This is a genomic window from Micromonospora sp. NPDC049201 (assembly GCF_055586805.1).
Window position 1 is genome coordinate 156,230 of the sequence record NZ_JBVJHM010000013.1, and the last position, 23,411, is coordinate 179,640.

The 23,411-nt window shown below is 73.5% G+C and carries 19 protein-coding genes; 4 read left to right on the forward strand and 15 right to left on the reverse strand.

The genetic code is table 11. The features are described from left to right. Positions 1-37: 37 nt before the first annotated feature. From ACZ6O5_RS26335 to murD, 6 genes are all read right to left on the reverse strand, one after another. Positions 38-1,498 carry a CATRA conflict system CASPASE/TPR repeat-associated protein gene (locus ACZ6O5_RS26335; RefSeq protein WP_465980398.1) on the reverse strand — a complete coding sequence of 487 codons (1,461 nt, stop codon included), beginning with the start codon at positions 1,496-1,498 and terminating at the stop codon, positions 38-40. Next, positions 1,495-1,830: a CATRA system-associated protein gene (locus ACZ6O5_RS26340; RefSeq protein WP_465980399.1), complete on the reverse strand. Its 336-nt coding sequence runs from the start codon at positions 1,828-1,830 to the stop codon at positions 1,495-1,497. The genes ACZ6O5_RS26335 and ACZ6O5_RS26340 overlap by 4 nt, the downstream gene beginning before the upstream one ends. Positions 1,831-2,034: 204 nt before the next feature. Then, entirely contained in the window at positions 2,035-3,048 is a 1,014-nt protein-coding gene (locus tag ACZ6O5_RS26345) for a UDP-N-acetylmuramate dehydrogenase (protein WP_465980400.1), read from the reverse strand. A 59-nt stretch (positions 3,049-3,107) separates the two neighbouring features. Next, positions 3,108-3,488: a hypothetical protein gene (locus tag ACZ6O5_RS26350; RefSeq protein ID WP_465980401.1), complete on the reverse strand. Its 381-nt coding sequence runs from the start codon at positions 3,486-3,488 to the stop codon at positions 3,108-3,110. Between the two features lie 175 nt (positions 3,489-3,663). After that, positions 3,664-4,428 carry a protein phosphatase 2C domain-containing protein gene (locus tag ACZ6O5_RS26355; protein WP_465980402.1) on the reverse strand — a complete coding sequence of 255 codons (765 nt, stop codon included), beginning with the start codon at positions 4,426-4,428 and terminating at the stop codon, positions 3,664-3,666. 13 nt (positions 4,429-4,441) lie between these two features. Next, a complete protein-coding gene (gene murD, locus ACZ6O5_RS26360; RefSeq protein WP_465980403.1) occupies positions 4,442-5,791 on the reverse strand; it encodes a UDP-N-acetylmuramoyl-L-alanine--D-glutamate ligase in 1,350 nt (449 codons plus the stop codon). Positions 5,792-5,839: 48 nt separating this feature from the next. Here murD and ACZ6O5_RS26365 point away from each other — a divergent pair, with 48 nt between their 5' ends. Further along, positions 5,840-7,189 carry a MurL-like N-terminal domain-containing gene (locus ACZ6O5_RS26365; protein ID WP_465980404.1) on the forward strand — a complete coding sequence of 450 codons (1,350 nt, stop codon included), beginning with the start codon at positions 5,840-5,842 and terminating at the stop codon, positions 7,187-7,189. Positions 7,190-7,265: 76 nt separating this feature from the next. Here the strand turns inward: ACZ6O5_RS26365 and ACZ6O5_RS26370 are convergent, their stop codons facing one another. From ACZ6O5_RS26370 to ACZ6O5_RS26380, 3 genes are read right to left on the reverse strand one after another with little or no spacing between them, the layout of a single operon-like run. Continuing rightward, positions 7,266-9,101 (reverse strand): PucR family transcriptional regulator, encoded by a 1,836-nt coding sequence (locus ACZ6O5_RS26370; protein ID WP_465980405.1) that lies wholly within the window; start codon positions 9,099-9,101, stop codon positions 7,266-7,268. Positions 9,102-9,160: 59 nt separating this feature from the next. Further along, the gene (gene argG / locus ACZ6O5_RS26375; RefSeq protein WP_465980406.1) at positions 9,161-10,612 is read right to left on the reverse strand and encodes an argininosuccinate synthase; all 1,452 of its coding nucleotides are present in this window, start codon (positions 10,610-10,612) and stop codon (positions 9,161-9,163) included. A gap of 42 nt (positions 10,613-10,654) precedes the next feature. Continuing rightward, complete coding sequence (locus ACZ6O5_RS26380) at positions 10,655-11,464, reverse strand: TrmH family RNA methyltransferase (protein ID WP_405090325.1); 810 nt, start codon at positions 11,462-11,464, stop codon at positions 10,655-10,657. A gap of 111 nt (positions 11,465-11,575) precedes the next feature. On the opposite strand from ACZ6O5_RS26380, the gene ACZ6O5_RS26385 reads away from it, so the two are divergent. Continuing rightward, a complete protein-coding gene (locus ACZ6O5_RS26385; protein WP_465980407.1) occupies positions 11,576-13,414 on the forward strand; it encodes a thiamine pyrophosphate-requiring protein in 1,839 nt (612 codons plus the stop codon). Positions 13,415-13,433: 19 nt separating this feature from the next. Here the strand turns inward: ACZ6O5_RS26385 and ACZ6O5_RS26390 are convergent, their stop codons facing one another. Together ACZ6O5_RS26390 and ACZ6O5_RS26395 are read right to left on the reverse strand one after the other, a co-directional pair. Next, positions 13,434-13,994: a dihydrofolate reductase family protein gene (locus ACZ6O5_RS26390; RefSeq protein WP_465980408.1), complete on the reverse strand. Its 561-nt coding sequence runs from the start codon at positions 13,992-13,994 to the stop codon at positions 13,434-13,436. Between the two features lie 163 nt (positions 13,995-14,157). Continuing rightward, on the reverse strand, positions 14,158-16,353 hold the full coding sequence (locus ACZ6O5_RS26395; protein WP_465980409.1) for a transglycosylase domain-containing protein: 2,196 nt from the start codon (positions 16,351-16,353) through the stop codon (positions 14,158-14,160). A 231-nt stretch (positions 16,354-16,584) separates the two neighbouring features. Here ACZ6O5_RS26395 and ACZ6O5_RS26400 point away from each other — a divergent pair, with 231 nt between their 5' ends. Beyond that, positions 16,585-18,285 (forward strand): glycoside hydrolase family 27 protein, encoded by a 1,701-nt coding sequence (locus ACZ6O5_RS26400; protein WP_465980410.1) that lies wholly within the window; start codon positions 16,585-16,587, stop codon positions 18,283-18,285. 11 nt (positions 18,286-18,296) lie between these two features. On the opposite strand, the gene ACZ6O5_RS26405 is transcribed toward ACZ6O5_RS26400, so the two are convergent. From ACZ6O5_RS26405 to ACZ6O5_RS26415, 3 genes are all read right to left on the reverse strand, one after another. Next, complete coding sequence (locus tag ACZ6O5_RS26405; protein ID WP_465980411.1) at positions 18,297-19,118, reverse strand: hypothetical protein; 822 nt, start codon at positions 19,116-19,118, stop codon at positions 18,297-18,299. A 130-nt stretch (positions 19,119-19,248) separates the two neighbouring features. After that, positions 19,249-20,355, reverse strand: coding sequence for an SPFH domain-containing protein (locus ACZ6O5_RS26410; protein WP_465980412.1), 1,107 nt, complete (start codon positions 20,353-20,355; stop codon positions 19,249-19,251). A 4-nt stretch (positions 20,356-20,359) separates the two neighbouring features. Further along, a complete protein-coding gene (locus tag ACZ6O5_RS26415) occupies positions 20,360-20,833 on the reverse strand; it encodes an NfeD family protein (RefSeq protein WP_465980413.1) in 474 nt (157 codons plus the stop codon). An 88-nt stretch (positions 20,834-20,921) separates the two neighbouring features. On the opposite strand from ACZ6O5_RS26415, the gene ACZ6O5_RS26420 reads away from it, so the two are divergent. Then, positions 20,922-22,232 carry a serine hydrolase domain-containing protein gene (locus ACZ6O5_RS26420; RefSeq protein WP_465980436.1) on the forward strand — a complete coding sequence of 437 codons (1,311 nt, stop codon included), beginning with the start codon at positions 20,922-20,924 and terminating at the stop codon, positions 22,230-22,232. Between the two features lie 214 nt (positions 22,233-22,446). Here ACZ6O5_RS26420 and ACZ6O5_RS26425 read toward each other — a convergent pair whose 3' ends face one another. Further along, positions 22,447-23,259, reverse strand: coding sequence for a DUF3097 domain-containing protein (locus ACZ6O5_RS26425; RefSeq protein WP_465980414.1), 813 nt, complete (start codon positions 23,257-23,259; stop codon positions 22,447-22,449). Positions 23,260-23,411: the final 152 nt, after the last annotated feature.

A 23,411-nucleotide genomic window follows, 5' to 3' on the forward strand; every position in this document is an offset into this window, starting at 1 on the left:
GGATCCTCCTGCGGTCGTCGCACACGGTCGGGATGGGTCATCGCAGTTCACGTCGGGACCGGATCGCCCGGCGGACCAGCCAGCCGGCGAGCGCCACCGCCGCGGCGGCGGCCGACCAGCCGCGGGTGAGCGGTGCGGCGGGCGGATGCGCGGTCTGCCACCGGACCAGCCAGGTCACCACGAACCAGGTCACCGAGGCGGCGAAGCCGGCGGCGGCCAGGCCGACCCAGCGCCGGCGGGTCGACCGGAGCGCCGCGGCGAGCAGCAGGAACAGCCCACCGGCGGCCACCGAGACGATGAACGGCGCCCGCAGCGACGCGTACATCGGCCAGTCGTAGCTGAGCGACTGGGACGCGGCCAGCAGCAGGCCGACGGCGGCGAGGACCGACGTGTGCAGCGCGGTCAGGAACTCGTTGCGTTCGGCGAGGGCACGCAACCGCCGTTCCAGGTCGGCGGCGCCGATCTGCGCCATCGGCTCCGCGTAGGCCACCGTGTCGCGCGCCGTGTCCGCCGCGTCGTCGATCTCGGTCAGCAGCCAGGCCACGTACGCCAGGTCCGCGGCCACCGGCCCGGCCAGGCCCTCGCTCCAGGCGTGGCGGTCCGGCCCCGCGAGGGTGTCCGCCCAGTCCCGCAGCCAGATCCGGGCGTTGTGCTCCTCGGCCGTGACCGTCCGGGACATGATGCGCAGGTCGGCCTCGTCGGCGGCGCCCAACGCCGTCTCCCGCCGGAGTTTCCGGAGCCGCTCCTCCCGCGCCTCGGTCGGTTCGGGGTCGGCCCGCTCGCTGTCCTCGACGCGGGACGCGAGGTCGTACAACCGGGCCTGTCGGTCCTGCGAGCGGCGCTCCGCGAACCGGCGGGCCTCGTGGCGGACCTTGGCCATCTCCCAGAGGTAGCCGGGCAGCGGCCGGAGTCGCGCGTCACCGTCCGGCCACACCCAGGCGTCGCTCAGCGACTCGCCGGCGGTGGGCGCCAGCAGCACGAGGACGCGTTCCAGGCGATCCGGGTCGGGCGACGGCACCTCCCACAGCCAGGTGCCGGGCACCGGCTCGGCCGGTTCCGCCCCGCGCAGGTCCGCGCCGGCCGGCAGCGCGGCCTCCGCGGCGGCGGCGAGCCGGTCGGTGTCGCCGTCGCCGTCGCCGTCGTACAGCGCGTAGAACAGCCGCACCCGACCGGTGCAGTCCTCGTCGGCCGTCGCGCCCACCGCCGTCCGCCACGTCCGGTCGAGGTCGCGCCAGTCCGCGGTGCCGTCGACCGGCGCCAGGCAGACCAGGAACGCGTCGAGGCGGGCCGTGGTGTACCGCAGCGCCTGCCGGGTGCCCTCGCCCGGGGCGGTAAGGAACTGCCGGGCCCGCAGGCCGTCGCCGCGCACGAGCGGCACCCGGTCGGGCTCCCGCATGCCGAGGCCGCGGCAGGCGGCGGTGATCCGGGTCGCGATGCCGGTGTCCCGGAGGCCGTCGAAATAGGTGTACGCGTTGAGCGCGTACGCGTGCAGTCTCATCGGCCCCGGCCGTCCGGTTTCGACCCGTCCCCCTTCTCCCGGCGCAGCCGGTCGGTCAGCCGATCGGCCTGCCCCCGCAGCGGCACCGACTGCCGAACGTCCCTGGTGAGGTCCGCCTTGGCGCCCAACAGATTCTCGAGCGCCTCGATCCGTTGCCGGCACCGGTTGACGGCGACCAGGTCGCGCCGATCCAGTGCCTCATTCATCAGCACCAGACAACTGCGGAACTGTTCCCATTTCTCCGTCGGGAGCGTCGCCTCACGGATGTCGGCCAACGCGTCGATGGCGTATTGCAGGATGTCGTCGGGGTCGGGCGCACCGGTCTCGTTCATCGACAGTCACCATAGGCGAGGACACCTGTGGGGAAGTCGCCCGTCGGAGGCGTACCGACACCGGAACGGTCGCCCGACGCTCATCCGATCCGGTCGCGAATTGCCGGACGTTCAGCCCTTCGACCAGTTCGACCGCAATCACCGCGGCCACTTCGCATCGATGCCGGCACATTGTCGGCTAACCGACACGCCGAGAAAGGCCGATCAGAAGGAACAGTTGACCAGGTCGCATTCGGGACCCAGCCGGATACCGAAACGCGCCTCGACGCCCGCGCGGATGTGCGCCGCGAACTTCATCACCTCGGCCGTGGTGGCGCCCCCCCGGTTGGTCACCGCGAGCGCGTGCCGGCTGGACAGCGCCACCGTGCCGTTGCCCCAGTCGTGACCGTAGCCCCGGGGGAAGCCGGCCCGCTCGATCAACCAGGCGGCCGGCAGCTTGGTGCCCTTGACGTCCGGATAGCGGGGGCACTCCCGGGCCTGCTCCGGCACCTCGGCGAGGACCGGGTTGATGAAGAACGACCCGACGCTCCAGGTGTCGTGATCGTCCGGATCGAGGACCATGGCGCGGCTGCGCCGCAGCGCGAGCACGGCCTCGCGGACGTCCGCCGGCGCGGCGGTGCCGCCGACGTCGATGCCCAGCCGCTTCGCCAGTTCCACGTACTCGATCGGCCGCGACTGGTCACTGCGGCGCAGCCGGTACGTCACCTCCACCACGACCCACCTGTCGCTGTGCTTGAAGACGGACTGCCGGTGGCTGCCGAAGCCGCAGCGCTCCGGCGTCCACCGTTCCAGACCGCCGGTCCGCCGGTCGTAGACGGCGAGCGAGTCGAGCACGTCCGAGGTCACCGTGCCGAACGCGCCGACGTTCTGCACCGGCGTGCCGCCCACCAGGCCGGGGATGCCGGACAACGCCTCCAGGCCGGCGAGCCCCGCGTCGACGGTGGCCGCCACCAGGCGGTCCCACTCGACGCCGGCCGCCGCGGTCACCAACTCCCCGTCGACGCGGAACTCCGAGGTCGCCAACCTGACGACCGTCCCGTCCCAGCCGACGTCGCCCACCACCAGGTTGGAACCGCCGCCCATGACCAGCAACGGATCCCCGGCGGCGGTGGTCCGGCGCAGCAGGTCGAGCAGATCGGGGGTGGTCTCCGGCACGTACAGGCGACCGATCGGACCACCGACCCGCATCGTGGTCAGGTCAGCAAACGTGGTTGTCACCGTGCCAGCCTACTGACCGGCTCCCCGCCGCCCGCGGCTTCCTCGGCGCGACCCGTCGGTCAGCCGCCGGCGGTCGACCGGAGCCGCCGGGCCGCGATCTGCACCGCGCGCTCGCAGATCGCGTGCCGGTCGGCGGCCGGGGTCCGGCGCAGGACGAGGCCCGCCAGGATGTTCACCGGCCAGGCGGCGAGATCCTCCGGCGGCCGGCCGTTGACCTCGAGGAACAGCTCCACGTCGTGCTCGCCCGAGGTCTGCGCCAGGTAGTCCTGCACCACGGCGAGGAGGGCGTCGGCGAGGGCCTGGGCCGGCGCGCGGCCGTCACTGACGTCGACGCCGGGACCGGCCGCCGTGAGGATCCGGTCCTGCAACGTCTTGGCGTCCATGGCCGCCGTCCGGTACAGGTCCTCGGAGGACATCGGACCGCCCGTCTCCTCGATCACGGCTGGCACCTTCCGTCGAACCGGCCGCCCGTCCGTGGAACCGGTGCGGTGACGCCTGGCGATGCGTCCTCGGCGCGGGCGAGAACGGCAGTATTGAACAGTCGCCCGTCCGGCGGGACAAGACCACCGTCGGGATTCCGTCACCGCGCGGCGCCCCGGGGCCCCGGTGGCCGGCTCAGGGGCGGGCAAGCAGCACGGCGAGCGTCGCGTCGTCGTGCTGCTTGACCGGGCCCCGCCCCGGCCGCGCCAACAGCTCCGGCCGGCCGGTCTCGTGGCGGCGGACGGTGTCGATGACGGCGCCGGGCCCGGACCGCTCGGCGATCCCGAACACCTCCGCCCAGTCGAGCGCGAAGAACTCGGTCAGCCGGGAGACGCCGTCGGTGCAGAGCAGCAGCCGACGCAGCCCGGACCGGGCCACCCGGCCGGTCACCGCCTCGGCCGCCGCCGCCGGATCGGTCGACGCCACCCAGAAGCCGCCCGGCCGGTTGCGCAGCCGGGCCACCGTGTGCCGGTCGTACGCCGGCAGGGTGTCGGTGCGGTCGTCGTGCACGACCGTGCGGCCGTCCGCGTTCTCGAACACCACCGACGAGTCGCACAGCACCAGATAGTCCACCTGGTCGTCCGCGGCCCGGACCACGGCGACTGTCGACGACGGACTGTGCGGGTTGGACAGGTCGCAGCGGCCCCCGTGGCGGCCCCGCAACCGGCCGATGGCGGTGGCCAGGACCCGGTCGAGCGGTGCCGCCGGAGCGGCCGTCAGCGCGCCCACCAGGCAGTCGCCCAACTGCCGCACCAGCCAGGCCGGACCGTGTACGCAGCCGGTGTCGAGCCCGGGCGGCCGGGTGACGCCGTCCAGCACGAACGCCCAGTCGGCCGACACCACGACGTGGTCCTCGTTGGGCCGGTCCGATCCGGGCGCGGTGGCGAAGGCGAAGTCCACTGTCGCGGCCGGCTCAGCCGGCCATGGTCTCCGCGATGGCCTCGCGGAACGCCTCCGACCGGTGCTCGAAGTTGCGGAACCGGCCGTAGCTGGGCGCGGCCGGCGACAACAGCACGACCCCGCCGGTCGGGGTGATCTTGCGGGCCCGGCGCACCGCGTCGGACAGGTCGTCGACGATCTCGCACCGCACGCCCGGCAGCCCGGTCAGCGCCTCGATGATCCGCGGTCCGCTGTCCGGAATGCCGATCACGGTGATCTCCCGCTCGGCCAGGTGGTCGCGGAGCGGCGCGTAGTCCACCCCCCGGTCGGTGCCGCCCAGGATGACCGTCAACGGCCGCCCGTCGTACGCGTCGATGGCGTGCATGGCCGCGTACGGGCTGGTGGCGAGCGTGTCGTCGACGAAGGTCAGCCCGGACGGGTCGGGGATCTCGGTGAGCCGGTGGGCCAGCCCCTGGAACTCCGCGACCGCGACGGCCAGCGTGTCCTTGTGCGCCGCCACATCCACGCCGAGCACGTCGAGCACGGCGAGCGCGACGCAGAGGTTACCCTCGTTGTGCCGGCCGACGAGCGGCAGCACCGCGCGGGGGAAGAGCGGCGTGTCCCGCAGGTGGAACCAGGGTGCGCCGTCCGGGCCGGTCGCCACGTGGGTGGTGTCAGGCGAGCCGGCGCGGACCGCCGCCCGGTCGCCGAGCTCCACGGCGAGCCGGGGGTCCGCCCCGTTGACCACCACGGCGTGCGGGCCGTGCGCCAGCAGGTTCAGCTTGTCCCGGTAGTACTCCCGCTCCCCGCCGTGCGCGTCCAGGTGCTCCGGGAACAACGCGGTGACCACGGAGATCCGCGGCGAGTCGGTCAGGTCGCTGCACTGGTAGCTGGAGAGTTCCAGCACGTACAGCTCCGCGTCGGGCAGCTCCAGCGTGGGCACGCCGATGTTGCCGCCGAACACGTTCGGCCGGCCGACGGCGACCAGCAGATGGCTGATCAGGCTGGAGGTGGTGCTCTTGCCCTTGCTGCCGGTCACCCCGATGGTCCGGTCGGCGTGGTCGGCCATCCACAGCGCGGTGCCCTGCGTCACCGGGACGCCGCGCTGCCGCAGCTCGATCATCCACGTGTGGGTCTGCGGCACGCCCGGCGAACGGACCACCACGTCGGCGGCGGCGAGCGCGTGCAACCCCTGCTCGCCGGTGACCAGCGGGGCGGCCTCGGCCAGCGCGCCCTCCCAGGGCAGCGACAGGAAGTTCGCCCGGTCGTCCACCGCGACGAGACCGGCCGGACCGTGCGCGGCGACCGCTCGGGCGGCGGCCATGCCCTCACGCCCCGTGCCCCAGATCGCCACAGAGCGTCCGCGCAGGTCAGACAGGCGCACGTTGGATCTCCTCGCTCGCGTCCCGGTGGGTCCGGACTAGTATGACCTGTGCTTAACGGACAGCTCGGACGGATGGCCGCCTTCACCTTCCCGTCCTACTCGATCGACTTCGCCACCGGTGAGGTTCTGTTCGACTACGCCCTGACCGGCCCCGACGGCGACCAGCGGTTCACCGAGGTGATCACGCTTCCGCTGCCGGCGGAGCCGGTCTCCGACGCCACCGCGACGCGGCTGGCCCGGGTCCTGGAGCTGCTGCACGTGGTCGCCGGCGTCAGCTACTACAAGGCCGCCGCGCCGCCCCGGCTGGTGCTGCCGGCGCCGCTGGGGTCCGCCGCCGTCGAGCTGGTCACCGCCGTCTACACCAAGGGCCTCGCCGAGTACGCGTACCGCAACGCGCTGCCGCACGTGTTGACGCTGCGCCCGGAGGTCCCGGCCGGTTCCGTCGAGACGGCGGCGCCGTGGGACAACTCCGACCGGCGTCCGCTGTCGGCAGTGGGCGGCGGCAAGGACTCCATCGTCACGCTGGAGGCGCTGCGCCGGGCCGGCCTCGACCCGGTGCCGTTCTCGGTCAACCCGAACCACGTGATCGTCTCGGTGAACGAGGCGTCCGACCTGGTGCCGCTCGCCGCCCGGCGGCGACTCGACCCGGTGCTGTTCGAGCTGAACCGGGCCGGGGCCCGCAACGGGCACATCCCGGTCACCGCGATCAACTCGCTGATCGCGGTCGCCACCGCCGTGCTGCACGACCTCGGGCCGGTGGTGATGTCGAACGAGCGCTCCGCGTCCGACCCGAACCTGGTCTGGCAGGGCCACGAGATCAACCACCAGTGGTCCAAGGGCGTCGAGGCGGAGGGGCTGCTGCGGGCCGCGCTGGCCGAGCACGCCGGGCTCACCGAGCCGTACTTCTCGCTCCTGCGTTCCCTGTCCGAGCTGCACATCGCCCGGCTGTTCGCCGAGATCGACAGGTATGACGCGGTGGTGACGAGCTGCAACGCCGCGTTCAAGCTGCACGACCCGAGCGAGCGCTGGTGCCGGAACTGCCCGAAGTGCCGCTTCGTGTTCCTGGCCATGGCCCCGTTCATGCCCCGCGAGCGGCTCACCGGCATCTTCGGCGGTGACCTGCTGGCCGACGAGTCCCAGGTTCCCGGCTACCGGGAGCTGCTCGGCGTGGACGGGCACAAGCCGTTCGAGTGCGTCGGCGAGGTGGAGGAGTCGGTGGTGGCGCTGAGCCTGCTCGCGCAGCAGGACCAGTGGCGGGACGCCCCCGTGGTGCGCGCCCTGGTCGCGGCGCTGCCGGACACCGCCTGGCAGGCCGCCACCACCTCCGACGTCTTCACCCCCGCCGGTCCGAACTTCGTCCCCACCCCCTACGCCAAAACCCTCCAGTCCCTCACCTGACCTCAACTGCCGTTGATCAAGGAGTTTGCGTCATCACGGCGCGAATATCTGACGCAAACTCCTTGATCAACTCGGGCTAGGGGGTGCGGACGGCGTCCAGGGCCAGCAGGGCCACGTGCAGGGAGAGGCACTGGTCGACCGAGTCGAGGTCGGCGTCGAGGATGCGGCCGATGCGGGCCAGCCGCTCGTAGAACGCCGGCCGGGACAGGTGCGCGGCCACCGCGCCCGCCGACTTGTTGCGGCCCTGCTCCAGGTACGCCCGCAAGGTGCCGAGCAGCTGCTCCCGGGGATGCTGCGCGTCGTACGTCAGCAGCGGGCCGAGTTCCCGCTCCACGAACGTCTGCAACCGGGGTTCGTCCCGCAGCAGGTGCAGCAGGCCGGCCAGCCCGACGTGCGGCAGCCGGAAGCAGGGCAGGTCGCGCGGGTCCCGCCGGGCCGCCTCGGCGATCTGCCGCGCCTCGACCAGCGACCGGCGTGCCTCGCGCAGGCTGCTCACCCCCGAGCCGGCCGCCACGACGACCGCCGGACGGGCCGACACGTCGACCGGCCGCACGACCCCCGGGGCACCGCCCCGGCCGGTCCCGTCGACCGGGCGCACGCCCCCGGTGGCCGCAGGCCGGCCGGCCCCGTCCGTCGGGCGGCCCGGGCGGGGGGCCGGCGGGCGGGGCGGGGCGGCGTCGAGGCGTACCCGACGCAACGCGGCGGCGAACGCGGCGAGCGCCCTCTCCTCGGCGGCCGGGTCGGGCAGCGCCAGCAGCGCGCCGACCGCGTGGTCGTCGACGGCGCTGGTCAGCGCCGTCAGGTTGGCCTCGCGCACGGCCTGGCCGACCGCCTCGGCGAGATCGCGGAGCCGGGCCGGACCGGCCTCCGGGCCGACGGACTCCGGATCACGGCGACGCGCCGCACCGGGATCGTCGTGGCCGTCCGGTCCGGCGTCCCCGGCCGGGTCGTCGCTGCGGTGCCGGACCACCACGCCGACCAGGTGCCGGCGGTCCAGGGTGACGCCGAGCGCCTTGGCCCGCAGCGCCACCTCGTCCACCGGGCGGGAGTGGTCGATGAGCGCGGTCAGCAGCGTCCGGTGGATCTGTCGTTCCAGGCCCTCGGCGTCGCGGCGGATCAGCCGGCCCAGGGCGAGCGTGGAGGCGGCCCGCTCGATCAGGATGGTGAGCCGGGTGGGCGGCGCGGCCTCGGCCGCCGGCCAGCGCAGCAGCAGCCGACCCCAGTCCTGCCCCCGCGCGCCGACGGTGGTGACCAGCCAGCCGCTGTCCGGGTCGTACGCGGTCCGCCCGGCCGGCCGGATCCGGCGGGAGTGCTGCTCCCAGCCGTCCAGCAGCAGTTCCGCGTTCTCCCCCGCCGGGTCGTACGCGAGCACCTGCCGGGACAGGTTCTCCAGCACCACCGGGCAGCCGGCCAGCTCGGCGGCCTGCCGCAGCACCTCGGCCGGCTCGGCGCCCTCCACGGACAGCTCGGTGAACCGCTGGTGGATCTCCTCGGTGGCCCGCAGTTCGGTGAGCTGGGCGTCGACGATCAGCGCGTGCACCGCCTCGGTGATCCGCACGAACGGGGTGGCCCGGCGCAGCTCGACCAGCGGCAGTCCGCGCCGTTCGGCGGCGGCGGCCATCACCCGGGGCACGCCGCCGACGTAGCGGCGGCCCAGCTCGACGACCAGCCCGGAGACCCCGACGTCGGCCAGGTCGCCGACGAACGCGCGCAGCCCGGCGTCGTCGGCGGGCAGCCCGATGCCGGTGGTCAGCACCAGCTCGCCGCCGCCGAGCAGGGTGGCGATGTCCGGCACCTCGGTGACGTGCACCCACCGCACCGGGCGGTCCAGCCCGGCGTCGCCGGCGACCAGGCGCGGCGCGCCGTGGCGCACCGGCACCAGGCCGAGCACCTCACGCACGGTAGGGAACACGGGCGACACGCTACCCTGCGTCACCACCGGAACCGAAGCCCCGTCCGTGCGGTCCCGGTTCAGTCGACGCCGAACTCCATCGCGGCGCGGTCGAGCCACTCGTCCTCCGCGGAGGGGACGCCCCGGGAGGCGATGGCCTCCGCGCCGCCCTCGGGCATCGCGCCGATCAGGCCGGTCGAGGCCGCCTGCGCGGCGCCGACCATCCGCTGCGGGGCGGTGCCGCCGACCATGCCGAGCGAGGCGTACTGCTCCAGCTTGGCCCGCGAGTCGGCGATGTCCAGGTTGCGCATGGTGAGCTGGCCGATCCGGTCCGACGGGCCGAACGCCGAGTCCTCGGTGCGTTCCATGGACAGCTTGTCCGGGTGGTAGCTGAACGCCGGGCCGGTGGTGTCCAGGATCGAGTAGTCCTCGCCCCGGCGCAGCCGCATCGTCACCTCGCCGGTGACCGCCGTGCCGACCCAGCGCTGCAACGACTCGCGCAGCATCAGCGCCTGCGGGTCGAGCCAGCGGCCCTCGTACATCAGCCGGCCGAGGCGGCGGCCCTCGGTGTGGTAGTTGGCCAGGGTGTCCTCGTTGTGGATGGCGTTGACCAGCCGCTCGTACGCGGCGTGCAGCAGCGCCATGCCGGGCGCCTCGTAGATGCCCCGGCTCTTCGCCTCGATGATCCGGTTCTCGATCTGGTCGGACATGCCCAGGCCGTGCCGGCCGCCGATGGCGTTGGCCTCCAGCACCAGGTCGACCGGGCTGCCGAACTCCTTGCCGTTGATGGTCACCGGGCGACCCTGGTCGAAGCCGATCGTGACGTCCTCGGTGGGGATCTCCACCGTCGGGTCCCAGAACCGGACGCCCATGATCGGGCTGACCGTCTCGATGCCGGTGTCCAGGTGCTCAAGCGTCTTCGCCTCGTGGGTGGCGCCCCAGATGTTGGCGTCGGTGGAGTACGCCTTCTCGGTGCTGTCCCGGTAGGGCAGGTCGCGGTCGAGCAGCCACTCCGACATCTCCTTGCGCCCACCGAGTTCGGTGACGAAGGCGGTGTCGAGCCACGGCTTGTAGATGCGCAACTGCGGGTTGGCCAGCAGGCCGTACCGGTAGAACCGCTCGATGTCGTTGCCCTTGAACGTCGAGCCGTCGCCCCAGATCTGGACGTCGTCGGCGACCATCGCCCGCACCAGCAGCGTGCCGGTGACGGCCCGGCCGAGCGGGGTGGTGTTGAAGTAGGCCCGCCCGCCCGAGCGGATGTGGAACGCCCCGCAGGTCAGCGCCGCGAGACCTTCCTCGACCAGGGCGGCTCGGCAGTCGACCAGCCGGGCGATCTCGGCGCCGTAGCTGAGCGCGCGGCCGGGCACCGAGGCGATGTCGGGCTCGTCGTACTGGCCGATGTCGGCGGTGTAGGCGCAGGGCACGGCGCCCTTGTCGCGCATCCACGCGACCGCGACCGAGGTGTCGAGGCCGCCGGAGAAGGCGATGCCGACACGTTCGCCGGTGGGCAGGGAGGTGAGGACCTTGGACACAGGAAGATTATGCACCAAGCCGCATGGTCATGCAAGCGACAGTCACAGTGGGTCGTCGCGGCCGAGTTCCCAGCAGGCCACCGCGGTTGCGGCGGCGACGTTCAGCGAATCCACGCCCCGACGCATCGGGATCACCACGCGTACGTCGCTGGCGGCCATCGCCGCCGCCGTCAGCCCGGCGCCCTCCGCGCCCAGCAGCAGCGCCGCGCGGGCCCGCTGGTCGCCGGTCAGCCGCTGGATCGGCACCGCGTCCGGCGCCGGCGTCAGGGCCAGCACCGTGAAGCCGGCCGCGCGGACCCGGTCCAGCCCGCCCGGCCAGGGCTCCAGCTTCGCGTACGGCACCGCGAACACCTCGCCCATGCTGACCCGGACGCTGCGCCGGTAGAGCGGGTCGGCGCAGGTCGGCGACAGCAGCACGGCGTCCACCCCGAGCGCCGCCACGGCCCGGAAGATCGCGCCCAGGTTGGTGTGGTTGTTGACGTCCTCCAGCACCACCACCCGCCGGGCGGCGGCCAGCACCTCGTCCGTCGACGGCAGCGGCTTGCGGTGGAATGAGGCCAGCACGCCCCGGTGCACGTGGAAGCCGGTGGCCCGCTGGAGCACCGCCGGCGTGGCCGCGTACACCGGCGCGTCGCCGGTGTCGAGGTCGGCGAGCTGGTCCGCCCGCTTCGCGTCGACCAGGTACGACCGGGCCGGGTAACCGGCCCGCAGCGCCCGCCGCAGCACCAGCTCCCCCTCGGCGATGAACAGTCCGTGCGGGGGCTCCCAACGGGTCCGCAGCTCCACGTCGGTCAACGCGCGGTAGTCGGCGATCCGGTCGTCGTCGGGGTCGGTGATCTCGTGGACGGGCACCCGACGATTCTGCCCGGTGCCCCGACCCGTCCCCCGGCGCGGGCCGGGTTTCCGCCGCCCGAGGCGGGGAACGGAGCCGGGGAAGCGGACACCGACGGAGGGACCACCACGATGGGCGCGGACCACCCCGACGACGGCCGGCTGCCCCGCGGCGCCACCGTGGCCGATCACATCGTGGCCCGGCTCGCCGAGTGGGGCGTGCACCGCTACTACGGCTATCCCGGGGACGGCATCAACGGCCTGACGTCGGCGCTACAACGCGCCGAGGGGCGCGCCCGGTTCATCCAGGTACGCCACGAGGAGACCGCCGGCTTCGCCGCCGGCGCGCACGTCAAGTACGGCGGCGGCCCGCTCGGCTGCGTGGTGGTGACAAGCGGTCCGGGGGCGATCCACGCGCTCAACGGCCTCTACGACGCCAAGCTCGACCACCAGCCGGTGGTGGCGTTGCTCGGGCACACCGCGCTGCCCGCCGAGGGCGGCGGCTACTACCAGGAGGTGGACCTGCTCTCGCTCTACAAGGACGTGGCCGGTGGCTTCCTGGCCCAGCTCGACGACCCGTCCCAGGTCCGGCACCTGGTGGACCGGGCCTGCCGCACGGCGCTCGCACGGCGTACCGTGACCGCCCTGGTCCTCCCCTCCGACGTGCAGGACGAGCCGGCGGTGCCGCAGCCGCCGCACGCGCACGGCTACTACCACACCAGCGCGGTGCCGAGCAGCCCGCCGACCGTGCCGCCGGAGGCCGACGTACGCCTCGCGGCCGAGACGCTGCGCGGCGGCGAGCGGGTGGCCATGCTGGTCGGGCAGGGCGCGCTCGGCGCGGAGAACGAGGTACGCCGGATCGCCGACCGGCTCGGCGCCGGGGTGGCCACCGCGCTGCTCGGCTTCGCCGCCGTGGACCACCGGCAGCCCTGGGTGACCGGCGCGATCGGCCTGCTCGGCACGCGTCCGAGCTGGCAGCTCATGCAGGAGTGCGACCGGCTGCTGATCGTCGGCAGCCAGATGCCGTACTCGGAGTTCTATCCGCCCGAGGGGCAGGCCCGGGCGGTGCAGATCGACCTCGACGGCAGCCGGATGGGGCTGCGCTACCCGACCGAGGTGAACCTGACCGGCGACGCCGGGCCGACGCTGCGGGCCCTCCTGGACGAGCTGGGCCCCGGCCCGGCGCCGACCGCCTGGCGGGCCACCATCGCCGACGCCACGGGCAAGTGGCGGGCCGCCCAGCGGGAGCTGGCCGGGCAGCCGGCCGACCCGGTCAACCCGCAGTCGCTGTTCGCCACGCTCGACGACGCGCTGCCCGACGACGCCATGCTCGCCGTGGACTGCGGCACGGCCACCGCCTGGTACGCCCGGCACCTGCGGGTCCGGCCCGGCATGCTGGCCAGCCTCTCCGGCACGCTGCTGTCCATGGGCGGCGGCCTGCCGTACGCGCTGGCGGCGAAGTTCGCCCACCCGGACCGCCCGGTCATCGCGCTGCTCGGCGACGGTGCGATGCAGATGAACGGCGTCAACGAGCTGATCACGGTGGCGAAGTACTGGCGGGAGTGGGCGGACCCCCGGTTCGTGGTGCTGGTGCTCAACAACCGGGACCTGTCGTTCGTGAGCTGGGAGCAGCGCTCCGGCGAGGGCACGCCGCGGTTCCCGGACAGCCAGGACCTGCCGGACGTGGCGTACCACAGGTGGGCGGAGGTGCTGGGGCTCGGCGGCGAGCTGGTCGACGCGCCCGAGCAGGTGCCCGACCTGTGGCCACGGGTGCTCGGCGCGGACCGGCCGGTGGTGGTCAACGCGGTGGTCGACCCGGCGGAGCTGATGCTGCCGCCGCACTTCACCGCCGAGCAGGCCCGCAAGACGGCCGCCGCGCTGCTGCGCAGCGACAGCGACCGGGCGGGCATCCTCCGGCGTGGCCTGCCCGCCACCGTGGCCACCTACCGACCCCGCCGGCGCGGTCGCTGACCGGCCGGGACCCTGCCCGTCACGCCCGCTCGTAGCGCAGCAGCACCGCGCGGCCGTCGAACGGGCGCGTCCCGACCAGCCGGAGTTCCTGGCGGGCGAGGTCGGGCAGCACCTGCTTCCCGCCGCCGAGCACCACCGGATGCACAATCACCTGGTACTCGTCGACCAGGCCGCGCGCGGCCAGCGCCGTCGCTGCGCCGGTCCCGCCGGTGACCAGCAGGTCACCGTCGTACCGCGTCCGCACCCCACCCAGGTCCTCGGCCAAGTCGCCGCCGCCGATCACCAGCGCGCCGTGGCCGGCGTCGGCGAGCGTGCGGGAGACGACCACCTTCGGGGTACGCCGCCAGATCGGCGCGAACGCCAGGTCGTGCGGGTGGTCCGAGATCGACTCGACCTGCGGCCAGTAGCCGGCCATCAGCTCCCACACCCGCCGTCCGTAGACGAACGCCGCGGCACGCTCGGACAACCCGATCGAGTACGCGGACAGCTCCGCCCCCATCGCCGGCCAGTCGAACTCGCCCTTCGGCCCCTCGATGAAGCCGTCGACCGACTGGTGCACCCAGTAAATGACCTTGCCCATAGCGGGTTCCTCGCCTCACCGGTGCGCCCGGGTCCGGGCGCGCTCACCGACAGGTCGGAGCCGCTGCGCCGGATCCGACACACCGCTCCCGATCTCCCGGGGTGAGTGTTAACAGGGGCCCCCTCCTCTACCGGGGGCGTTAAGCGGGGGCCCCTCCTTGCACCTAGTTGCGGTTCTGGAGCCAGCGGAGGATGTCCGCGGGGAGGTTGTCCCGGGTGTCGGGGCGGGGCTGGGTGGGCTGCGGGCGCGGCTGGGGGCGCTGCGGGTCGCCGGCCAGCTCGCGGCTCGGGGCGGTGAAGTCCTTCACCGGCTTGCCGGCGACCGCCGCCTTGATGGTCCGGGCCACCGCGTCGATCACCTTCGCCTGCACCGCGGAGCCGACCAGGTCGGTCGCGTCGTCCGGGTTGGCCGCGATGCCGGCCACGGCCACCTGCGGGGTGAACCCGACGAACGTCTCGGTGGCGTTCCGCTCCGAGCTGCCCGTCTTGCCGGCCACCGGCCGGTCGACGATCCCGTCGACGCCGGTGGCGGTGCCGCCGTTGCACTGCCCGTACGCCGACTGCTGGCCCACCGGGCAGCGGGCCGCGTCGGTGGCCGCCCGCGCCACGTCGGGTTCGAGCACCTGCTTGCAGTTCGGCTGTCCCACGTCGACCGCGTCGCCGTCGGGCGCGGTGACCGAGACCACCGGCAGCGGCGTGCAGTACGTGCCCTCGGCGGCCACCGTCGCGTACGCGTTGGCCAGGTCGAGCGGGGTGGTGGCGGCCACGCCGAGCGTGAACGCGCCCCAGTTGGCGGCGTCGTTCCGGGCGAACGCGGCGTCGGAGTCGGCCCGGAACGTGATGCCCAGGCGCTGCGCCATCTCCACCACCTTGTCCTCGCCGACCTGCTCGGCCAGCCAGACGAAGTACGTGTTGACGGAGCGGCCGAAGCCGTCCCACATCATCCGGTAGCCGTCCATCCACTCCGGGTTGGCGTTGCTCGGGCACCACATGCCGGCGCAGTTGCCCTCGGCGTCGGAGGCGTACCGGGTGGGCAGCTTGGCCGGCGCGTCGAAGCCGGTGGCGAGCGGCTTGCCGGCCTCCAGCGCGGCCAGCATGGTGAACAGCTTGAACGTCGAGCCGGCCTGGTAGCCGTCCACGCTCGCGCCGCCGGAGATCAGCGGGTTGACCGTGTTCGGGTGGTTGGCCTGCCCGTCCGGGTTGTCGGCGAGGCTGTAGTGCCGGTTGACCGCCATGGCGAGCACCCGACCGGTGCCGGGCTCGACCGCCGCGATCGGCAGCGCGCGCTTGTCGTCGTACCCGTAGACCTTGGTGGCCTGCGCCTGCGCGGTCTGCTGGACCTTCGGGTCGAGCGTGGTGACGACCCGGTAGCCGCCGCGGCGCAGCGCCTGCTCGCGCTCGTCGGCGGTGTCCCCGAACGCCGGCTGGGCGAGCCACCACTGGCGCAGGTAGTCGCAGAAGAAGCCCCAGTCGTCGTGGCCCTGCGCGGTCGCCGTGCAGCCGTTGGGCTGGGCGGTCGGGCGCAGCCTCAGCGGTTCGGCCTTGGCCGTCGCCGCCTGCGCGGCGGTGACCGCGCCGGTCTCGGCCATCGAGTCGAGCACGTACGCCCGGCGGGCCAGCGCCGCGTCCTTGTCGCCGTCGATCGGGCTGTACTCGTCGGGCGACTGGACCAGGCCGGCGAGCAGCGCCGCCTCGCCGAGCGTCAGGTCCGCCGGCGCCGTGCCGAAGTAGCGCTGGCTCGCGGCGGCGACGCCGTACGCGCCGGAGCCGAAGTACGCGATGTTGAGGTAGCGGTTGAGGATCTCGTCCTTGGACAGCGACTGCTCCAGCGCGTTCGCGTACCGGATCTCCTGGAGCTTGCGCCCGACGGTCTGCTCGGTGGCGGCCTGCCGTTCCTCGGCGGTGCGGGTGGGGTCGGTCTTGAGCACGTTGCGGACGTACTGCATGGTCAGCGTGGAGCCGCCCTGCTCGGTGCCGCCGCCCTTCACGTTGGCCACCAGCGCGCGGGCGATGCCGCGCAGGTCGGCGCCGCCGTGCGAGTAGAACCGCCGGTCCTCGGCCGAGATGATCGCCTGGCGCATCACCGGCGCGATCTCGGCCAGCGGCACGTCGGTGCGGTTCACGTCGTAGAACGTGGTGATAAGCGTCTTGCCGTCGTTGGCGTAGAGGTAGGAGCGCTGCGGCTGCGCGGGGGTGCGCAGCGCGTCGGGCAGCTCCGCGTACGCGCCGAGGCTCGCCTTGGCGACGAACCCGCCGAGCAGGCCGGTCGGGAGCGCGGCGAGCGCCAGGACGAGCCCGGCGAGCAGGCCCGCGAGCAGCACGGTGAACAGCCGCGACAGTGGCGACCGGGGAGACGGCATGGAGCCAAGGATTGCCACGAAAGTCGCGATCCGACCACCTCCGGTGACGGGTTGTCAGCTAATTCACCGGGGACTGCCAGCGGGTTCGCGGCGTCGGGTGGGCCTCTGGGGGGCGTTGTCCGGTCCGGGACCGGACAACGCGGACAGCAATTGACAGACAGCGATGTTAACGCTAACACTGACGGGGTGCGCACCGGACGGCAACATCCCCGAAACGGAAGGCGACATCAGATGAGAGCAGTCAGCGGGCCGGCCGTACGGGCGGTGGTGGCCGTGGCCCTGGCGCTGGCCTCGACGGTGGCCGGCGGGACCACGCCGGCCAGCGCCTCGGCGGGCGCGACCCGGGCGACGACCGACGAGACCCCGGCGGCGGAAGCCGCGGCGGACCCGGTGGTCAGCCGGCCACCCATGGGGTGGGCGTCGTGGAACACGTTCGCCGCGAAGATCAATTACAACGTGATCAAGGCGCAGGTCGACAGCCTCGTGTCCAGCGGCCTGGCCGCCGCCGGCTACCAGTACGTGAACATCGACGAGGGCTGGTGGCAGGGCACCCGGGACGCGGCCGGGAACATCACCGTGGACACCGCCGAGTGGCCCGGCGGCATGACGGCCATCGCGGACTACATCCACAGCAAGGGACTGAAAGCGGGCATCTACACCGACGCCGGCCGGGACGGCTGCGGGTACTACTACCCCACCGGCCGGCCCGCCGCCCCCGGATCGGGCAGCGAGGGACACTACGACCAGGACTTCCTGGCGTTCTCCCGGTGGGGCTTCGACTTCGTCAAGGTCGACTGGTGCGGCGGCGCCGCCGAAGGGCTCAACCCCCGGACCGCGTACCAGGCCATCAGCGACTCGATCAGCCGGGCCACCGCGCAGACCGGCCGGCCGATGGTGCTGTCGGTCTGCAACTGGGGCGTGCAGAACCCGTGGGACTGGGCCCCCGGCATGTCCACCATGTGGCGCACCAGCGGGGACATCATCTACTACGGCCAGCAGCCGTCGATGGACCGCGTGCTGGCCAACTTCGACTCCGCGCAGCACCCCGCCGCCCAGAGCGTCGGCCACTACAACGACCCGGACATGCTGGTCGCCGGGATGCCCGGATTCAGCGCGGCCCAGAACCGCACCCACCTGAGCCTGTGGGCGATCTCCGGCGCCCCGCTGCTCGCCGGCAACAACCTCACCACCATGTCCGCGGAGACCCGGGCCATCCTGGGCAACCCGGAGGTCGTCGCCATCGACCAGGACCCGCTGAGCCGGCAGGGCGTCAAGGTCGCCGAGGAGGCCGCCGGCCTCCAGGTCTACAGCAAGGTGCTCGCCGGCACCGGCCGGCGGGCGGTCCTGCTGCTCAACCGCACCGGCGCCGCCGCCAACGTCACGACCCGCTTCGCCGACCTCGGGCTCGGCGCCAGCGCGACCGTGCGCAACGTGTGGAGCGCCGCCGACCTGGGGACCCGGACGACCAGCTACACCGCGAGCGTGCCCGCCCGCGAGGCCGTCCTGCTCGTCGTCACCGGCACCGAGAACCCCGGCGGCGGCAACCGCACCGGAACGCTCGTCGGCCGGCAGTCCGGCCGCTGCCTGGACGTCAACAACTTCGCCACCGCCAACGGCACCCAGGCCCAACTGTGGGACTGCACCGGCGCGAACAACCAGACCTGGACGTACACCACCGGCCGGCAGCTCATGGTCTACGGCAACAAGTGCCTGGACGCGTACGGCGCCGGCACCGCGAACGGCACGAGGGTGGTCATCTGGGACTGCAACGGTCAGGCGAACCAGCAGTGGACCGTCAACAGCGACGGAACGATCCGGGGCGTGCAGTCCGGTCTCTGCGTCGACGCGTCGGGGGCGGCCACCGCCAACGGCACGAAGATCGTGCTCTGGGCCTGCGGCTCCGCCGACAACCAGCGGTGGAACTGGCGCTAGGCAGCGCCCGGTCAGCCGGCGGCGAGCGGGCCGCCGCCGGCCCCGGGGGCCGCGCCGCCCCCACCCGGCCCGGCGGGCGTGGCGACGCTGGCGCTGGCGGCGTCGCGGGCGATGGTCTCCGGGACCAACCGGCCGCTGCGGTAGCCGATGCCGATGCCGGCGACCAGCACGAAGATCGCGCCGAACGTCTGCAACGAGCCGATCAGCGCGCCGCCCAGGCCGAGCAGCGGCGCGGCGATCATCAGCATGGTGCCGTCGCCGTAGGAGAACATCCCGGAGCGGGCCACCGACCAACCGGTGAGCAACCAGCCCGCGCTGTAGCAGGTGGCCCCGAACAGCACGATGCCGCGCGCGGTCAGGCCGAACACCGGTGTCTGCTCGGCAAGCCCGGCGAACGGCAGCATCAGCACCATGCCGCCGATGCTGGCCAGCAGCCCGGCCAACGCGACGCGGCGGCAGCGGGTGGCCGCGAGCAGGCCGGTGAGCGCGAGCAGGGCCAGCAACCCCAGCCAGACCGCCAGCACCCAGCCCACCAGGTAGAGCGGCTGGCCGTCGGCCGGGTAGGGGTCGTTGCCCACCCCGCCGTCACTGGCCATCGCCACCACGCCGTAGAGGACCGCGTACGCCGGGAGCAGCCAGACCGCCGCGCGGGCGAACCGCCGGACGGACCAGGCCCAGCTCGCGTCCGTGGCCGGGGCCCCCGGCCCCGGTTCGGAGACGAACGGCAGCACCCGGAACCCCCCACCGGTGCGCCGGGAGCCGAGCGGTCCGCCGGGGTCGTGCGCGCCGGGGACCGGGGTACGGGAGAAGATCCGGTTCGCCGGTTCCGTCATGCGCCACCTCGCTCGCGCCACGGGTGGCCCGGTACGCGCAACGACGCCCCGGCCCTGGTCACCACCCGTCCCTGAGACCGATGGTGGCAGGCGCCGGGGCGCCGGATGAGCGATTCTCGGATTTGCCGGGTCAGCCCCGTTCGCGCTGGTCCACCGGATCGTTGAGCAGGGATTCCGGGGCCACCGGCTCCGGGGCCGGCAGGCCCTTCGCCGTGGTGCCGCCGGTGGCCTGCGCCTCCGCCACGCGTACCTCGTCGTGGATCTCCTGGGCGGCGACGGCCGCGGCCTGGGCCGCCTCGGCGGCCTCGCGCTCGACCTCGCCGGCGGTCCGGGCGGCCTCCGGGGACGGCTGGTCGCCGACCATGTTCGCCAGCCCGCCCAACGCGCCGCCCATGCCCTCCAGGGCCCGGGTCAGCTCGGTCGGCACGATCCAGACCTTGTTGGCGGTGCCGTTGGCGATCTGCGGCAGCGCCTGGAGGTACTGGTAGGCCAGCACCTTCTGGCTCGGGTTGGCGGTGTGGATCGCGTCGAAGACGGTGCGGATCGCCTTCGCCTGACCCTCCGCCTGGAGGATCCGGGCCTGCCGGTCACCGTCGGCGCGCAGCACCGCGGCCTGCTTCTCACCCTCGGCGGTGAGGATCTGGGACTGCTTGTGCCCCTCGGCGTTGAGGATGGCGGCGCGGCGGTCCCGCTCGGCGCGCATCTGCTTCTCCATCGAGTCGCGGATGCTCGGCGGCGGCTCGATCGCCTTGATCTCGACCCGGGTCACCTTGATGCCCCAGCGGCCGGTGGTCTCGTCCAGCACGCCGGACAGGTGCCGGTTGATCTCCTCGCGGCTGGTCAGCGCGCGCTCCAGGTCCAGCGAACCGATCACGTTACGCAACGTGGTGACGGTGAGCTGCTCGATCGCCTGGAGGAAGTTGGAGATCTCGTAGGTGGCCCGGACCGAGTCGACCACCTTGAAGTAGAGGACCGTGTCGATCGAGACGACCAGGTTGTCCGAGGTGATCACCGGCTGCGGCGGGAAGCTGACCACCTGCTCGCGCATGTCGACCTTGGTGCGCACCGCGTCGACGAACGGCACCAGCAGGTTCAGGCCGGGGCTCAGGGTGCGCTTGTACTTGCCGAGCCGCTCCACCACGTCCTGGCGCTGCTGCGGCACGATCCGCACCGCCTTGGCCAGCGTGACCACCACGATCAGCGCCACGGCGATCAACAGGACCGCTGCAAACTCCATATCTTCACCCTCTCGCTTCGGGCAGCTCGCCCGGGGCGGAAATGTCGTCCTGCCAGACCAGGGCGGTCGCGCCCCGGACCTTTATCACCTGCACCCGCTGCCCCACGGCGTACGTCTGCGTCGCGTCGAACGAGCGGGCCGTCCACAGCTCACCATCGATCTTGACCATGCCGCGGTCGGCGTCCACCGGCTCCAGCACCACCGCACTGGACCCCTCGATGGCCTCGACGCCGAACGGCTGCTCACCGTTCTCCAGCGCCGACCGGGCGTTGCGGCGGATCGCCGGCCGGGCCAGCGCCAGGGACAGCGCCGACACCACCGCGAAGATCACCGCCTGGAGCGCCACCGGCGCGCCGAGCGCGGCGGCGCCGGCCGCGGCGAACGCCCCGACCCCGAACATGATCAGGAAGAGCGTCGTCGTGAAGATCTCGGCGACCGCCAATACCACACCCAGAACGATCCAGAACACGGCGTCCACGTGGCCAATCGTGACACGTCGGAGCACGTGTCATCGAACTGTCATGATCGCTAGGCTGGCCGGGCCGGACGGCGACGAGGAGGACGAGATGGCTCTGCTGCCCGAGACCGCACGCCAGGTGGACCTGCTGGTCGCCCACGCCCAGGCGGACGGACGCGGGCCGTCGGTCGCCCTCGGCGTGGTCCGCGACGGCGAGCTGGCACACGTGTCGCTCGCCGGCGAACAGCCCCGCCCCCACGTCGACACGCAGTACCGGATCGGCTCGATCACCAAGACCATGACCGCCGTGCTGGTGATGCAGCAGCGCGACGCCGGGCGGCTGACCCTCGACGACCCGCTCGACAAGCACCTGCCCGGCACCCCGGTCGGCGCGCTCACCGTGCGCCAGCTCCTCGGGCACGCCAGCGGGCTGCAACGCGAGCCGGACGGCGGATGGTGGGAACGCGCCGACGGCACCGACCTCGACACACTGCTCGCCGGGCTGACCCCGGCCAAGATCGCCTACCCGCCGCACCGGGTCTACCACTACTCCAACCTGGCGTACGGGCTGCTCGGCGGCGTGCTGGAACGGATCACCGGCACCCCGTGGCGCGCGTTGCTGACCGAGCGGCTGCTGACGCCGCTCGGCATGCGTCGCACCACCGTGCTGCCGACCGAGCCGTACGCCCGCGGCTTCGTCGTGCACCCGTGGCACCAGACGCTGCGGGAGGAGCCGCTGACCGACACCGGGGCGATGGCGCCGGCCGGGCAGCTCTGGTCGACGGTCGAGGACCTGGCCCGCTGGGCGGCGTTCCTCGCCGACCCGGACCCGGCGCTGCTCGACCCGGCCACGCTGACCGAGATGTGCGTCCCGGTGGCGATCAGCGACCTGGACTCGTGGACCGGCGGCCACGGCCTCGGTGTGGAGCTCTACCGGGTCGGCGACCGGGTGTACGTGGGCCACGGCGGGTCGATGCCCGGCTTCGTCGCCGGCCTGGTGGTGCACCGCCCCACCCGGACCGCGGTGGTGGACTTCGCCAACGCGTACGGGCTGCGCGGGCACCACATCGTGGGGATGGCCCGCGACGTGCTCACCCGGGTGCTGGACGCCGAGCCGCCCGCGCCCGCCCCGTGGCGTCCGGCCGCTCCCCCCGCCGCCGACGCGGCCGAGCTGACCGGCCGCTGGTGGTGGATGGGCATCGAGTACGAGTTCCGCGCCGATCCGGCCGGTGACCTGGTGGGTGGGCCGATGGGCGGCCCGCCGCTCCGCTTCACCCCGCAGGGGCCGGACCACTGGCGGGGCCGGTCCGGCCCGCAGGACGGGGAGGTCCTCACCGTCGTCCGCGACTCCGCCGGCACGCCGGTCGCGCTCGACATCGCCACCTTCGTCCTGACCCGCTCCCCCGACCAGGCCCCCTGACCCCGAGCGCCTACCAACTTGAGGGCGTGGACGACTCACCCCCCGACCCGTCCACGCCATCAACTTCGTAGCGCCCCGACAGCCCCACCCCCGCACCGGAACCGAGCCACGAATCCGGCGCACGACGGGGCCGGGGGCGACCGTGACCGGCGCAGGGATCAAGCCTGACCGCCCGGAGCCGGGCACGGTCGCCCCCGGCCCCGACCGCAACCACTCACACGGGCGAGGTGACGAAATCGATCAACCGCTCCATCGCGTTGATCAACGGCGTCTCCACGTCCGCGAAACTGTCCACCCGGGACAGGATGTGCCGCCACATGTCGGCCGGCTCGGCCACCCCGAGCGCGGCGCAGACGCCCTCCTTCCAGGGCTGCCCCGGCGGCACCACCGGCCACGCCGCGATGCCCAGCGCCGCCGGCCGCACCGCCTGCCACACGTCCACGTAGGGGTGACCGGTGACCAGCACGTGGGGTGAGGTCACCCGGGCCACGATCCGGCTCTCCTTCGAACCGGGGACGAGGTGGTCGACAAGCACCCCGAGCCGGCGGCCCGGCCCGGGCGCGAACGCGCGCACCTCGTCGGCGAGCGCGTCGATGCCGTCGAGCGGCTCCACCACCACGCCCTCGATCCGCAGGTCGTCGCCCCAGATCCGCTCGACGAGCGCGGCGTCGTGCACACCCTCCACCCAGATCCGGCTGGCCTTGGCGACCTGCGCCCGTACGCCGTTCACGGCGACCGAGCCGGAGGCGGTGCGACGCCGGGCGGCCGGGACCGGGGCGCGGACCGGGCGGCGCAGCGTGACCGGCCGGCCGTCGAGCAGGAACGCGGCGGGCAGCAGCGGGAAGTTGCGCCGCCGACCGTGCCGGTCCTCCAGCACCACGGCGCCCGAGTCGAAACCGACCACCGCGCCGCAGAACCCGGAGTCGGCGTCCTCGACCACCAGGTCGGGCTCGGCGTCGACCTCGGGGGTCACCTTCCGCCTCCGCCAGTCGCCCGCCAGCACGTCCCCGTCGTATCGCCCCGCCATGACGATCACGCTAGTCATCGGGCCGGCGGCTCGCCCGCCGACGCGCCGGTCCGGGCACCGCCCGAGGGCATACGAAACGGTGCGAACGGGGTAGTTGGGGGCAGGCCACGCCACCCGTGCGGCAGCCGAGACAGCAGCGGCGGCCACCACGT